The organism is Streptomyces virginiae (genome assembly GCF_041432505.1).
Lineage (GTDB): Bacteria > Actinomycetota > Actinomycetes > Streptomycetales > Streptomycetaceae > Streptomyces > Streptomyces virginiae_A.
Window position 1 is genome coordinate 2761958 of record NZ_CP107871.1, and the last position, 14205, is coordinate 2776162.

At 69.8% G+C, this 14205-nt stretch carries 14 protein-coding genes; 6 read left to right on the forward strand and 8 right to left on the reverse strand.

The genetic code is table 11. The features are described 5' to 3' along the window. Positions 1–30 precede the first annotated feature (30 nt). The 4 genes from sucB (at position 31) to OG624_RS12945 (ending at position 6212) form a co-directional block, all read left to right on the forward strand. Positions 31–1818, forward strand: a complete 1788-nt coding sequence (sucB, locus tag OG624_RS12930; RefSeq protein ID WP_266357762.1) for a 2-oxoglutarate dehydrogenase, E2 component, dihydrolipoamide succinyltransferase — start codon at positions 31–33, stop codon at positions 1816–1818. A 222-nt stretch (positions 1819–2040) separates the two neighbouring features. Next, positions 2041–2664, forward strand: a complete 624-nt coding sequence (locus tag OG624_RS12935; protein ID WP_030010631.1) for a GntR family transcriptional regulator — start codon at positions 2041–2043, stop codon at positions 2662–2664. Between the two features lie 230 nt (positions 2665–2894). Further along, positions 2895–5579 carry a pyruvate dehydrogenase (acetyl-transferring), homodimeric type gene (gene aceE, locus OG624_RS12940; RefSeq protein WP_033221933.1) on the forward strand — a complete coding sequence of 895 codons (2685 nt, stop codon included), beginning with the start codon at positions 2895–2897 and terminating at the stop codon, positions 5577–5579. A gap of 114 nt (positions 5580–5693) precedes the next feature. Further along, positions 5694–6212, forward strand: coding sequence for a DUF4240 domain-containing protein (locus OG624_RS12945; protein WP_033221934.1), 519 nt, complete (start codon positions 5694–5696; stop codon positions 6210–6212). Here OG624_RS12945 and OG624_RS12950 read toward each other — a convergent pair whose 3' ends face one another. Further along, entirely contained in the window at positions 6213–6983 is a 771-nt protein-coding gene (locus tag OG624_RS12950) for an SDR family NAD(P)-dependent oxidoreductase (RefSeq protein ID WP_033221935.1), read from the reverse strand. Between the two features lie 86 nt (positions 6984–7069). On the opposite strand from OG624_RS12950, the gene OG624_RS12955 reads away from it, so the two are divergent. Further along, a complete protein-coding gene (locus OG624_RS12955) occupies positions 7070–7726 on the forward strand; it encodes a TetR/AcrR family transcriptional regulator (protein ID WP_033221936.1) in 657 nt (218 codons plus the stop codon). Between the two features lie 68 nt (positions 7727–7794). Here the strand turns inward: OG624_RS12955 and OG624_RS12960 are convergent, their stop codons facing one another. Continuing rightward, positions 7795–8385, reverse strand: a complete 591-nt coding sequence (locus OG624_RS12960; RefSeq protein WP_326747903.1) for a hypothetical protein — start codon at positions 8383–8385, stop codon at positions 7795–7797. A 140-nt stretch (positions 8386–8525) separates the two neighbouring features. Beyond that, on the reverse strand, positions 8526–9935 hold the full coding sequence (gene glnA / locus OG624_RS12965; RefSeq protein ID WP_030731027.1) for a type I glutamate--ammonia ligase: 1410 nt from the start codon (positions 9933–9935) through the stop codon (positions 8526–8528). A gap of 185 nt (positions 9936–10120) precedes the next feature. Between glnA and OG624_RS12970 the strand changes: the two genes are divergently transcribed. After that, positions 10121–10588, forward strand: a complete 468-nt coding sequence (locus OG624_RS12970) for an RDD family protein (protein WP_033221939.1) — start codon at positions 10121–10123, stop codon at positions 10586–10588. 93 nt (positions 10589–10681) lie between these two features. Here the strand turns inward: OG624_RS12970 and OG624_RS12975 are convergent, their stop codons facing one another. The 5 genes from OG624_RS12975 to OG624_RS12995 all read right to left on the reverse strand — a co-directional run bounded on the left by OG624_RS12975 (position 10682) and on the right by OG624_RS12995 (position 14074). After that, positions 10682–11380, reverse strand: coding sequence for a DUF4191 domain-containing protein (locus tag OG624_RS12975; RefSeq protein WP_033221942.1), 699 nt, complete (start codon positions 11378–11380; stop codon positions 10682–10684). 9 nt (positions 11381–11389) lie between these two features. Continuing rightward, the gene (locus OG624_RS12980) at positions 11390–11587 is read right to left on the reverse strand and encodes an SCO2195 family GlnR-regulated protein (RefSeq protein WP_030010916.1); all 198 of its coding nucleotides are present in this window, start codon (positions 11585–11587) and stop codon (positions 11390–11392) included. 245 nt (positions 11588–11832) lie between these two features. After that, a complete protein-coding gene (gene lipA / locus OG624_RS12985; RefSeq protein WP_033221944.1) occupies positions 11833–12780 on the reverse strand; it encodes a lipoyl synthase in 948 nt (315 codons plus the stop codon). Positions 12781–12888: 108 nt separating this feature from the next. Further along, positions 12889–13689 (reverse strand): lipoyl(octanoyl) transferase LipB, encoded by an 801-nt coding sequence (gene lipB / locus OG624_RS12990; RefSeq protein ID WP_033221945.1) that lies wholly within the window; start codon positions 13687–13689, stop codon positions 12889–12891. Between the two features lie 76 nt (positions 13690–13765). Then, positions 13766–14074: a hypothetical protein gene (locus OG624_RS12995; protein ID WP_033221946.1), complete on the reverse strand. Its 309-nt coding sequence runs from the start codon at positions 14072–14074 to the stop codon at positions 13766–13768. Positions 14075–14205: the final 131 nt, after the last annotated feature.

Sequence of the window (14205 nt, forward strand, 5' to 3'; positions counted from 1 at the left end):
TCCGCACTTTCGTTAGGAGCAACTGAAACCATGTCGGTTTCCGTAACCCTTCCGGCGCTCGGTGAGAGCGTCACCGAGGGCACTGTCACCCGCTGGCTGAAGGCCGAGGGCGAGCGCGTCGAGGCCGACGAGCCGCTGCTCGAGGTCTCGACCGACAAGGTCGACACCGAGATCCCCTCCCCCGTGTCGGGCATCCTGGCCTCCATCAAGGTCGCCGAGGACGAGACCGTCGAGGTCGGCGCCGAGCTGGCCGTCATCGACGACGGCTCCGGCGCTCCGGCCGCTGCCGAGGCTCCGGCCGCCGAGCCGGCCGCCGCCGAGGCCCCCGCTGCCGCTCCGGCTCCGGTCGCCGAGGCCCCCGCGGCCCCGGCTCCCGCCGCCGAGGCCCCCGCCGAGGCTGCCGCCGCTCCGGCCGCGTCCGGCACCGATGTCGTGCTCCCCGCCCTGGGCGAGTCCGTCACCGAGGGCACCGTCACCCGCTGGCTGAAGCAGGTCGGCGAGTCCGTCGAGGCCGACGAGCCGCTGCTCGAGGTCTCCACGGACAAGGTCGACACCGAGATCCCCGCGCCGGTCTCCGGCACGCTGCTGGAGATCCGGATCAACGAGGACGAGACCGCCGAGGTCGGCGCCGTCCTGGCCGTCATCGGCGCCGCGGGTGCCGCTCCGGCCGCCCCGGCTCCGGCTGCCGCCCCGGCCCCCGAGGCCGCTCCGGCCCCGGCTGCTCCGGCTCCGGCCGCTCCGGCCGCTCCGGTCGCCGCTCCGGCTCCGGTCGCCCCGGCCGCTCCGGTCGCCGCTCCGGCTCCGGTCCAGGCCGCCGCCCCGGTGGCCGCTCCGGCCCCGGTCGCCCCCGTCGCCCCGGCTCCGGCCGCCGCTCCGGCGTCCGCCGGTGACGAGGCCGCGTACGTGACCCCGCTGGTGCGCAAGCTCGCCTCGGAGTCCGGCGTCAACCTGTCCACGGTCTCGGGCACCGGTGTCGGTGGCCGTATCCGCAAGCAGGACGTCCTGGCCGCCGCCGAGGCCGCCAAGGCCGCTGCCGCCGCCCCGGCGCCGGCCGCCGCCGCTCCGGCCGCGAAGGCTCCGGCCGCCGCGGTGTCCGAGCTGCGCGGTCAGACGGTCAAGATGACCCGCATGCGCAAGGTCATCGGCGACAACATGATGAAGGCCCTGCACTCGCAGGCTCAGCTCAGCTCCGTGGTCGAGGTGGACATCACCAAGATCATGAAGCTGCGCGAGAAGGCCAAGGGCGCGTTCCTGGCCCGTGAGGGCGTCAAGCTCTCGCCGATGCCGTTCTTCGTCAAGGCCGCTGCCCAGGCGCTGAAGGCCCACGCGGTCGTCAACGCCCGGATCAACGAGGACGAGGGCACCATCACCTACTTCGACTCGGAGAACATCGGCATCGCCGTGGACTCCGAGAAGGGCCTGATGACCCCGGTCATCAAGGGTGCCGGTGACCTCAACCTGGCGGGCATCTCCAAGGCGACCGCCGACCTGGCCGCCAAGGTCCGCGGCAACAAGATCACGCCGGACGAGCTGTCGGGTGCGACCTTCACCATCAGCAACACCGGCTCGCGCGGTGCGCTGTTCGACACGGTCATCGTGCCCCCGAACCAGGTCGCCATCCTGGGCATCGGTGCCACGGTGAAGCGCCCGGTGGTCATCGAGACCGCCGAGGGCACGAACATCGGCATCCGCGACATGACGTACCTGACCCTGTCCTACGACCACCGCCTGGTGGACGGCGCGGACGCGGCCCGGTACCTCTCGGCCGTCAAGGCGATCCTCGAGGCCGGCGAGTTCGAGGTCGAGCTCGGCCTGTAAGGCTCACCGCACAGCCCCGGCTGTCGCACACGGCGCCCTCGCCCGGAACACCCTCCGGGCGGGGGCGCCGTCGTCTTACGCCCCTGGGAGGCCTGGTCCGGGGCCTGTTGTAACCAGCCTCACCCGGCGTCCCCGGTCAGGAACGCATCCGGTGGGGGCTACTCGGCCGTATTGTCTACGCATCACCCCCCTGCGCGCCCCACAGGAGATGAAGCCCCGATGATCACCCCACCCGTCGTGCACTCGCTGCGCGAGCAGATCCGCGAGCACATCGTGGAGGGGATCGTCAGCGGGCGCTGGAAGCCCGGCGAGCGGATCGTCGAGCGGCGGATCGCCGTGGAGCTGGAGGTCAGCCAGACCCCCGTACGGGAGGCCCTGCGCGAGCTGGAGACGCTGCGGCTGATCGAGTCGGCGCCGAACAAGGGCGTGCGCGTACGGAACCTCTCCGCGGCCGACCTGGAGGAGATCTACCCGGTCCGGGCCGGTCTGGAGCAGATCGCGGCCGAACTGGCCGCGCCGCGGCTGGCGAGCGACTGCTCGGCGCTGGAGCCGCACGTGGCGGCGCTGTGGGAGGCCGACCGGACCGAGGACGGGACCGCGCAGGTGCGGCACACCGTCGGGTTCCACCGGGAGATGGTGCGGGCCGCCGGGAACAGCGTGCTGCTGCACACCTGGGAGAGCCTGGGCATCGAGGTGTTCACGGCGCTGTCCATCCGCTGGCTGGGGACCGTCCAGAAGTCGTACGCGGAGGAGCACGAGGCTCTCGTCGAGGCGTTCCGCAGTCAGGATCCGGACATCGGTCTGCTCGTGAAGCGGCATGTCCTGGGGTGCGCCCCGCGCGCTTGATCGACTGAGGGTGGGCCCGTTTGTCCGCGTTTGCCCGGCACCGCGTGCCTTTTTCTCTGGCACGCGGTGCCGACTTTCGCCGGATGGACGTTTCATTGTCACTTTTATTTGATCGATCATCGATCAGCGATTTACAGTCGTCGCGGACCTCAACCAGGTCCACCGACCCTGTCCTGCCCGTCAGGGATTTTTTCACCACCTCTCCTTTGTCCGGAAGGCGGCGCACAGCAATGTCCGACCCCGTAGGAAAGCTTCCGAGCGAGCTCGACCAGCTCCCGGATCGCGACACCGAGGAGACCGCCGAATGGGCGGCCTCCCTCGACGCCGTCGCACAGGCCGCCGGTACGCGCCGCGCCGAATACCTGCTCCGCCGCACGCTCCAGCACGCCGAGGCCGCCGGCCTCGCCCTGCCGAAGCTGCTGGAGACGGACTACGTCAACACCATCCCGACCGCCGCGGAGCCCGAGTTCCCCGGTGACGAGGAGATGGAAGCCAAGATCACCGCATGGAACCGCTGGAACGCGGCCGCCATGGTGACCCGCGGCTCCAAGTACGGCGTCGGTGGCCACATCGCCACCTTCGCCTCCGCCGCGTGGCTCTACGAGACCGGCTTCCAGCACTTCTTCCGCGGGAAGGAGGCCGACGGATCGGGCGACCAGCTCTACATCCAGGGCCACGCCTCCCCCGGCATCTACGCCCGCGCCTTCCTCGACGGCCGGATCTCCGAGCAGCAGCTCGACAACTTCCGCCAGGAGTCCGGCGGCAACGGCCTGCCGTCCTACCCGCACCCGCGGCGCCTGCCGTGGCTGTGGGAGTTCCCGACGGTGTCCATGGGCCTCGGCCCGCTCTCCGCGATCTACCAGGCGCGGTTCAACCGCTACCTGCAGAACCGGAGCATCAAGGACACCGCGAACTCGCACGTCTGGGCCTTCCTGGGCGACGGCGAGATGGACGAGCCCGAGTCGACCGCCGCCCTGGCCCTCGCCTCCCGCGAGCAGCTCGACAACCTGACCTTCGTCATCAACTGCAACCTGCAGCGCCTCGACGGTCCGGTCCGCGCCAACTTCCGCGTGGTCCAGGAGCTGGAGGCCCAGTTCCGCGGTGCCGGCTGGAACGTCATCAAGTCGCTGTGGGGCTCCGCCTGGGACGAGCTGTTCCAGCTCGACACCACGGGCGCCCTCGTACGCCGCCTGCGCGAGGTACCGGACGCGCAGTTCCAGACGTACGCGACCCGCGACGTGGCCTACATCCGCCAGCACTTCTTCGGCGCCAACGCCGAGCTCGTCGCCCTCGGCGCCCTGCTCTCCGACGCGAAGATCGCCGAGTGCTTCCACAGCTCCCGCGGCGGCCACGAGCCCCGCAAGGTCTACGCCGCGTACAAGGCCGCCCTGGAGCACAAGGGCGCGCCGACGGTCATCCTCGCGCAGACCGTCAAGGGCTACACGCTGGGTGCCGGGTTCGAGTCGAAGAACGCGAACCACCAGATGAAGAAGCTGACGATCGACGAGTTCAAGGACATGCGTGACCTCCTTGGCCTCCCGATCCCCGACAGCGCCTTCGCCGACGGCCAGGTCCCGTACGGTCACCCGGGCGCGAACAGCCCCGAGGTGCAGTACCTGAACGAGCGCCGTGCGGCGCTCGGCGGTCCGGCCCCGGCCCGCAAGGTCCGGCACGTGGCCCTGCCCGCCCCGGCGGACCGGTCCTTCGCCCCGCTGCTCAAGGGCTCCGGCAAGCAGGAGATGGCCACCACCATGGCCTTCGTCCGGCTCGTCAAGGACCTGATGCGGGACAAGGAGACCGGCAAGCGCTGGGTGCCGATCGTCCCCGACGAGGCCCGTACCTTCGGTATGGAGTCCCTCTTCCCGTCGGCCGGCATCTACTCGCCGCTGGGCCAGACGTACGAGCCGGTCGACCGCGACCAGCTCATGTACTACAAGGAAGCCAAGGACGGGCAGATCCTCAACGAGGGGATCACCGAGGCCGGCGCCATGGCCGACTTCATCGCCGCCTGCACGTCGTACGCGACGCACGGCGAGCCGATGATCCCGTTCTACATCTTCTACTCGATGTTCGGCTGGCAGCGCACCGCCGACCAGATGTGGCAGCTCGCCGACCAGCTCGGCAAGGGCTTCATCGTCGGCGCCACCGCCGGTCGCACGACCCTGACCGGTGAGGGCCTGCAGCACGCGGACGGCCACTCGCACCTGATCGCGTCCACGAACCCGGCGTCGCTGAACTACGACCCGGCCTTCGCGTACGAGATCGCGGTGATCGTCAAGGACGGTCTGCGCCGCATGTACGGCGAGCAGCCCGAGGACGTCTTCTACTACCTCACGGTCTACAACGAGCCGAAGGTGCAGCCGGCGATGCCGGAGGGCGTCGAAGAGGGCATCCTCAAGGGCCTGTACCGCTTCAACACGGCGGCGGACCTGGCGGAGGCGGCCCCGGCCGCCGACGCCGCGAAGATCCAGCTGATGGCCTCGGGTACCGCGATCCACTGGATCCTGGAGGCGCAGAAGCTCCTCGCCGCCGAGTGGAACGTGGCCGCCGACGTCTGGTCCGCCACCTCCTGGGGCGAGCTGCGGCGCGACGCGCTGGAGTGCGACGAGGCGCTGCTGCGCGGCGAGGTCCGCACCCCGTACGTCACCCGCGCGCTGGAGGGCGTCACCAGCCCGGTGCTCGCCGTCTCCGACTGGATGCGTCAGGTCCCGGACCAGATCAGCCAGTGGGTGGAGCAGGACTACACCTCGCTCGGTACGGACGGCTTCGGTCTGTCCGACACCCGTGAGGGCGCCCGCCGCCACTTCGGTGTCGACGCCCAGTCGATCGTGGTGGCCGCGCTGGCCCAGCTCGCCCGCCGCGGCGAGGTGCCGGCGTCCGCCGTCAAGGAGGCCCGGGAGCGCTACGGCCTCTGAGGCTCCGAGTGACAGCCGAAAGGCCGGTGTCCGACCCCCGCGGGGGTCGGACACCGGCCTTTCGCCGTACGAGCGGTGGCGGCGCGGGGGCGCACCCGTGATGCTGGAGCGGTGATGGACGAGACGGAGTTCTGGGAGATCGTCGACCGTACCCGCGAGGCCGCCGACGGCGACCCCGAGGAACACGCCGAGCTGCTCGTGGAGCGGCTCGCCACTCTCGACCCGGACTCCGTCCTCGACTTCGCCCGGCACTTCGAGTCCCGGTACAACCGGGCGTACACCTGGGACCTGTGGGGTGCGGCCTGGGTGCTGCTCGACGGGGCGAGCGATGACGCCTTCGACTACTTCCGCTGCTGGCTGATCGGCCAGGGGCGGGAGGTGTTCGAGGGCGGGGTGCACGATCCGGACCAGCTGGCGGAGCTCCTGGGCGCCTTCGACGAGGAGATCGACGGGGACGGCGAGGAGCTCGGGTACGCGGCCGACGAGGCGTACGAGCAGCTGACCGGGGCGGTGGCGCCGGATCTGGGCGTCCCGCTGCAGGCGGCCGAGCCGGAGGGCGCCCCGCTGGACTTCGAGAACGAAGCCGTGCTGGCGGAGCGCTTCCCCCGGCTGTGGGACCGGTTCCGCGGCTGATCAGTAGTGCGTGCCGCCGTCGATGCGGATCTCCGTACCGGTAATGAACGCACCGTCCTCGGAGCCGAGCATGGCGACGACGCCGGCGACGGTCTGCGGGCCGGCAAAGCCCTGGCCGAGGGCCGGGGCCAGCTTGGTGAAGAGGGACCAGTCGGTGTCCTCCGGCAGGCCGGGGCCGGTGCCGGTGGTCATCCCGGACTCGATGGAGCCGGGTGCGACGCTGACGAAGCGCAGGCCCTGCTTGCTGTACTCGGCGGCCAGCGCGTGCGTCATGGACTGGATGCCGCCCTTGCTGGCCGCGTAGGCGGACATGTAGGGGTGGGCGAAGGACGCCGAGGTGGAACTGAAGTTCACGACGGCCGGCCGGTCGCCCGCGAGCAGTGCCGGAAGGGACTCGCGGATCATCAGGAACGTGCCGGTGAGGTTGACCCCGATGACCTGGTTCCAGAGGTCGAGGGTGGTCCGGTGGGTGTGCTCGGAGCGCAGGATGCCGGCGGCGTTGACGAGTACGTCGAGCCCGCCGAGGGCGCCGACCGCAGCGGCCACACCCTCCTTGACGGCGTTCTCGTCGGATATGTCGAGGAGCGCGGTGGTGAGCCGGTCTTCGTGACCCTCTGCGGCCGCCCGGTCGGCGGTGGCCTTCAGGCCGGCCTCGTCGACGTCCACGGTGTGGACCCGGCCGCCCTCGGCGAGGATGCGGTGGACGGTGGCCTGGCCGATGCCGGAGCCACCGCCGGTGATGAGGACGCGACGTCCTTCGTAACGGTTCATGGCGCGAGCGTACCCAAGCAATGGCACGTTTTGCCATGACGACAAAGAATGCAATCGCCGAGGTTGGCGAGGGGTACGCTTCACCCGTGAGATCCCCTCGTCCGTACTCTCCCCAGGCCGGCCCCGGAGCCCAGTCGCTGACCGAGCGCCGCAAGGCCGCCACCCAGCTCGACATCGCCCGCGCGGCCTGCGATCTGTTCGCCGAACACGGCCCCGACGGCACCACCGCCGAGGACATCGCCCACCGGGCGGGGGTGGCGCTGCGCACCTTCTACCGCTACTTCCGCAACAAGCAGGAGGCGGTGGCCCCGCTGCTGGCGGGCGGCGGTGACGCCTGGCGCGCGCTGCTCGCCGAGGAGGACCCCGGCACGCCGCTGGACGAGGCCCTGGAACGCGCGGTCACCCGCTCGCTGAGCGGGCAGCAGGCGGTCGAGGAGGGCCTGGAGGTGACGCGCGGCCTGCTGCGCGCGGCGGCGGACGATCCGGCCCTGCGCGGGGTCTGGTACCGCGTGAACCAGGACTCCGAGGAGCGCCTGGTCCCGGTGATCTCCCGGCTGGTGGGTCCGGAGGCCGACCCGCTGGAGGTACGTCTGCTCGCGGCGGCGGCCACGGACGCGATCCGCGTCGCGCTGGAGCTGTGGTCGACGACGGACGCGCCGGTGTCGGGGCCGGGCTCACCCGCGGAGCTCGCGGTCCGCTGCCTGCGGGACCTGACAGGGGCGATGCCCCTGCTCCTCCGCTAGGGGAGGAGCAGGGGCATCGCATCCGATCACATGGGTCGGGCTCGCGGTCCTACGGGTACGGGTGGGGCTCAGCGACCACCACCCCAGCCGCCGCCACCGCCACCGCCGCCCCCTCCTCCGCCGCCCCAGTTGCCGCCGCCGCCGTCGCCGCCGTTACCGCCGCCGCCACCACCCCAGTTGCCGCCGCCACCGTCGCCGCCGTTACCGCCGCCGCCACCCCAGTTGCCGCCGCCGTCGCCGCCGTCACCACCACGACCGTTGCCCCAGTCACCACCGTTGCCGCCCCGACCGTTGCCCCAGTCGTCGTGGTAGCCCCAGTCACCGTTGCCACCGCGACCGGAGTCGTTCCAGTTCGACCAGTTCGAGTCGTGCCGGTTGTTGTCGCGCCAGTAGCCGTCGTCGCGCCAGTTGTCGTTGTATCCGCCGACGCCGCCCTGGTCCCAGCACCAGCTCGGACGGTTGCGCCAGTCGCGGTCGCAGCAGACGTTCCACCGGGCGTCGGAGCGGTTCGAGGGGTAGCGCCAGCAGTCGTAGCCACCGTTGCCGCCGCCACCACCATTCCCGGCGACGACCGAGGCCGACGCGCTGGCGACGGGCAGCAGACCTATCGCGATTCCCGCGGCGCCCGCCATGGCTGCCGCAACGATCTTACGGCGCATTCTCATGCACCTCCGCACGTGTCTCGCTTATTGGGCTTTTAGGTCATTTCCACCCTCACTCGCCCATGCGGCCCTGTCAAAGCGGAAAGGCCCCCCGCCGCTCTCCGAAGAGAGTGGCGGGGGGCCTCCCATCAGGCTTTTTAGAGGTCGAAGTAGAGCTCGAACTCGTGCGGGTGCGGACGCAGCGCGATCGGGGCGATCTCGTGCGTGCGCTTGTAGTCGATCCAGGTCTCGATCAGGTCGGGGGTGAAGACACCGCCGGCCAGGAGGTACTCGTGGTCCGCCTCCAGCGCCTTGAGGACGTCCTCGAGGCTGGTCGGGACCTGCGGGACGCTCGCGTGCTCGTCGGGCGAGAGCTCGTAGAGGTCCTTGTCGATCGGCTCCATCGGCTCGATCTTGTTCTTGATGCCGTCGAGGCCCGCGAGCAGCAGCGCCGAGAAGGCGAGGTACGGGTTCGAGGACGGGTCCGGAGCGCGGAACTCGACGCGCTTGGCCTTCGGGTTCGAGCCCGTGATCGGGATGCGCATGGCGGCGGAGCGGTTGCGCTGCGAGTACACCATGTTGACCGGCGCCTCGAAGCCCGGCACCAGGCGGTGGTAGGAGTTCACCGTCGGGTTGGTGAAGGCCAGCAGCGACGGGGCGTGCTTGAGGATGCCGCCGATGTAGTAGCGGGCGGTGTCCGAGAGGCCCGCGTAGCCGGCCTCGTCGTAGAACAGCGGGTCGCCGTTCGCCCACAGCGACTGGTGCACGTGCATGCCCGAGCCGTTGTCACCGAAGATCGGCTTCGGCATGAAGGTCGCGGTCTTGCCGTTGCGCCAGGCGACGTTCTTCACGATGTACTTGAAGAGCATCAGGTCGTCGGCCGCGGCCAGCAGCGTGTTGAACTTGTAGTTGATCTCGGCCTGGCCACCGGTGCCGACCTCGTGGTGCTGACGCTCGACCTGGAGGCCCTGGGCGTCCAGCTCGAGGGAGATCTCGGCGCGCAGGTCGGCGAAGTGGTCGACCGGGGCTACGGGGAAGTAACCACCCTTGTAGCGGACCTTGTAACCACGGTTGTTCTCCTCGGAGCCCGTGTTCCAGGCGCCGGCCTCGGAGTCGATGTGGTAGAAGCCCTCGTTCGCGGAGGTCGCGAAGCGCACGCTGTCGAACACGTAGAACTCGGCCTCGGGGCCGAAGAACGCGGTGTCGGCGATGCCGGTGGAGGCGAGGTACGCCTCGGCCTTCTTCGCGATGTTGCGCGGGTCGCGGCTGTAGGCCTCACCCGTGATCGGGTCGTGGATGAAGAAGTTGATGTTGAGCGTCTTGTCCTTGCGGAACGGGTCCAGACGCGCGGTGGTGATGTCGGCACGCAGCGCCATGTCGGACTCGTGGATCGCCTGGAAGCCGCGGATCGAGGATCCGTCGAAGGCGAGCTCCTCCGCCGGGTCGAACGCTCGCGCCGGGATGGTGAAGTGCTGCATCACACCAGGCAGGTCACAGAAGCGGACGTCGACGAACTTGACGTCGTTCTCCTCGATGTACTGCTTCACTTCGTCGGCGTTCTTGAACATCCAACTCCTCCTACTCCCGACCCCGGGGCAGGGACGGGCTTTATAGCTCGTGGTGCGTCAGTGCGGTGCCGCACGCTGACCCGACCATAAGCAGACGGGATTTCCCAAGCATGACCCATTTGTTTCGCACAAGTTAACCAGGGTCCGGCCGGAGGGCCGTGCGGCGCCACGGGTACCGTGTTCGGGTGGACAACAGACAGGCAATCGGATCCTGGCTCTCCGGCCCCCGCGCGGCCGCCGAGGAGATGGGTGTCGACTTCGGCTATCCGGGTCAGCGGCTCGGCCTGCCCCAGCAGGGGCCCGGCTCGGTGGCACGTTTCGGGCGTCGGCTCGGCGCCGTCGCGATCGACTGGATCGGCTGCCAGCTGATTGCCTACGGGCTGATCACCGGCGGCGACCTGACCGCGACGGGCGACTGGACCCTCGCGCTCTTCGTGGCCCTCACCATCCTGACGGTGGGCACCGTGGGCTTCACCCCCGGCAAGCGGATCCTGGGCCTCCGGGTGATGTCGGAGTCCGGCGGCCGCCTCGGCATCGTCCGTGTGGTGCTGCGCACGCTGCTGCTGGCCCTGGTCATCCCGGCGCTCATCTGGGACCGCGACGGCCGCGGCCTGCACGACCGGCTCGCCCGCGCCGTCCAGGTCCGCATCTAGAACTTCCACGCACGCGGTACGACACAGGGGTGCCCCCCGAGCCTCGGGCTCGGGGGGCACCCCTGTGTCGTATACGAAAATCAGGTGAGCTGGTCAGCGCATCTTTCCGCCGCGCGGCATCTTCATGCCCTTCGGCATGGGGCCCTTCGGCAGCGGCATGTTGCTCATGAGGTCACCCATGGCGCGCAGCTTGTCGTTGATCGCGGTGATCTGCGGGCCGGTCAGTACGCGCGGCAGCTTGAGCAGCGTGGTGCGCACCTTCTTGAGCGGCACCTCGCCCTCGCCCGTACCCACGATGAAGTCGTGGACCGGCACGTCCGGCATGATCCGGGCCAGCTTCTTCTTCTCGTTCGCGAGCAGCGGCTTCACCCGGTTCGGGTTGCCCTCGGCGATCAGCACGACGCCGGCCTTGCCGACGGCACGGTGGACGATGTCCTGCTGCCGGGTCATCGCGACGGCGGGGGTGGTGGTCCAGCCCCGTCCCACGTTGTCCAGCACGGCCGCAGCCGCTCCCGGCTGGCCTTCCATCTGCCCGAAGGCAGCCCGCTCGGCCCGTCGCCCGAAGACGATCGCCATCGCGAGGAACGCCACAAGGAATCCCAGGATGCCCAGGTAGTACTGGTGCCCTACCAAGAAGCCGATCGCGAGGAAGACACCGAAGGTGACGATGCCCACGCCTGCGACGATCAGACCGACCTTCGGGTCCGCCTTGCGCGTCATCTTGTACGTCAGGGCGATCTGCTTCAGTCGCCCGGGGTTCGCAGCAGTCTCTGCGTTTGACTTCCTCGCCATACAGCGAGTTTACGTGGCCTGCGGGGTTCGGGTAGCCGCGGCCTCAAGTACGTGTTCGGTTTCGACCCGATCCTTGGCCCTCTTGCGGTCCTCCAGGACCGCCGTCCAGGCGTTGCGGCGGGCCCCGCTCATCAGCAGGGACTCGATGCCCCGGAAGGCGTCGGAGAGCGTCGGGATGGCAATGGCGCGTACGGGCGCGGCCTGCATGATGTCGATCCCTTTCACGATGCTCGCGTCGGCGTGATGCGAGCGGTGTGTGCGGTGCGTGGACCAAGCGTCACTGACTGGTGTTACCAGGGCGTGACCGGTCGGTCAAATGTGATGTACACGTTGCAAACACTGACGCGGCCCACCGGACTCTTCCTCAGGGAAGAGCCTAGGGGCCGCGTCGATGCGGTGTTACCCGTTAGTAACGCTTTGTGCGCGACTTCACACGCTCGGCGCTCGGACGATCAGACCGACGCGCGCTTCTCCATCGCCTGCTGGTAGAGACGACCGGCCCGATACGACGACCGGACCAGCGGGCCGGACATCACACCGGAGAAGCCGATCTCCTCGGCCTCCTTCGCCAGCTCGACGAACTCGGCCGGCTTCACCCAGCGCTCGACGGGGTGGTGCCGCGGCGAGGGCCGCAGGTACTGGGTGATGGTGATGAGCTCGCAGCCGGCCTCGTGCAGCTCCTTGAGAGCCTGCGAGACCTCCTCGCGCTCCTCGCCCATGCCGAGGATCAGGTTCGACTTGGTGACCAGGCCGTAGGCGCGGGCCTGCCGGATCACGTCGAGCGAGCGCTCGTAGCGGAAGCCGGGGCGGATCCGCTTGAAGATGCGGGGCACGGTCTCGACGTTGTGCGCGAAGACCTCGGGGCGGGAGGCGAAGACCTCCTCCAGCAGCTCCGGGACCGCGTTGAAGTCGGGGGCCAGCAGCTCGACCTTGGTGTGGCCGGTCTCGCGGCCCGCCGTCTGCTGGTGGATCTGGCGCACGGTCTCCGCGTACAGCCAGGCGCCGCCGTCGGCCAGGTCGTCGCGCGCGACGCCCGTGATGGTGGCGTAGTTCAGGTCCATCGTGACCACGGACTCGCCGACGCGCCGCGGCTCGTCACGGTCCAGCGCCTCGGGCTTGCCCGTGTCGATCTGGCAGAAGTCACAGCGCCGGGTGCACTGGTCACCACCGATGAGGAAGGTGGCCTCGCGGTCCTCCCAGCATTCGTAGATGTTCGGACAACCGGCTTCCTGGCACACCGTGTGCAGTCCTTCGCCCTTCACCAGGGCCTGCATCTTGGTGTACTCGGGACCCATCTTCGCCCGGGTCTTGATCCACTCGGGCTTGCGCTCGATGGGGGTCTGGGCGTTACGGACCTCCAGGCGCAGCATCTTGCGTCCGTCGGGTGCGACTGCGGACACGACCGGCTCCCTGTGACTTCGATTGTTCGGCGCCCACCAGGGTACGCCCGTAATTTCATACGCTCTTACGTCGGCCAACCTGCGGGCGGCCGGTCTCATTCCCGGGGGCTAGGAACCCACGGCCGGCTCGATTTCGCGGGGCCGCAGCTCCGCGTGCTCCAGTACATCCTTCAGGTGCCGTTCTGCCACCGGAAGTACCTCGGCGATGGTGATCTCCCGCCCCAGTTCGTACGAGAGCGAGGTCACACCGGCGTCCCGGATCCCGCACGGGATGATCCGGTCGAACCAGGTGCTGTCCGGATTCACGTTGATCGCGAAGCCGTGCATGGTGACGCCCTTGGCGACCCGGATGCCGATGGCGGCGAGCTTGCGGTCCTCGCGGCGCTGGCCGGCGTTGGACGGGGCGTACTCGGGACCGTTCAGCCGCGCGTCGAACTCCTCGTCGTGCAGCCGGGGGTCGAACTCCAGCGACAGCCCGCCGATCTTCGGACGCTCCTCGACGGGGTCGCCCAGGACCCACACCCCGGAGCGGCCCTCGACGCGGGTGGTCTCCAGGCCGAACTCGGCGGCGGTACGGATCAGGGCCTCTTCGAGGCGGCGGACGTGGGCGACCACGTCCACGGGGCGGGGCAGCTTCATGATCGGGTAACCGACCAGCTGACCCGGGCCGTGCCAGGTGATCTTGCCGCCGCGGTCCACGTCGACGACGGGGGTGCCGTCGAGCGGGCGCTCACTGGGGTCGGTGCGCCGACCCGCCGTGTAGACCGGCAGGTGCTCCAGCAGCAGGCAGGTGTCCTCGATCTCGTCCGCGAAGCGGGCCGCGTGCACCCGGCGCTGTTCTTCCCAGGCCTGGGTGTACTCGACGGATTCCGGTCCGAAGCCCAGATGGACAAACCCAAGCTCAGCCACCGCAGCGCCTCCTCGTTGAACCTGCTGTGTGCACGTACCTCACTGAGCAAGGGTACGGCGACCGTCCCGAACCCCTTCAGGGCCCCGGCTCGGGCCCCGATCCAGGCTCCGACTCGGGCTCCGGCGGGGGTCCCGGCAGCTGCTTCGGCCGACGCCGTCCCTTGGCCGGCCGGTCCGGGTCCTCGTCCGCGCGCGGCAGCCGCCGGTGGCCCTCCGAGTGGTCGTTGACCCAGCCGCACACCCCGCACGCGTACCGGCCGTCCAGCCCCGCGATGTAGGTGCCGCAGCGGCGGCACTCCGCCTCGGTCAGTTCGGGCGGGGGCAGCGGGGCGGTGGATTCGGTTCGCTCCTCGGGGAGGTGCGCCCTGTGGGGCCGAGGGGTCATGGCCCGCAGCGTACGCGGGCGGAGGGGTCGGGTCCGTAAAGGGCCCTACGCATTCTGCACACGATCGGATGAATGTGGGGCAGAGAGGGCGGCATCGGCGAAGTTCGCCGCTACATTCACGCCGTTCACAG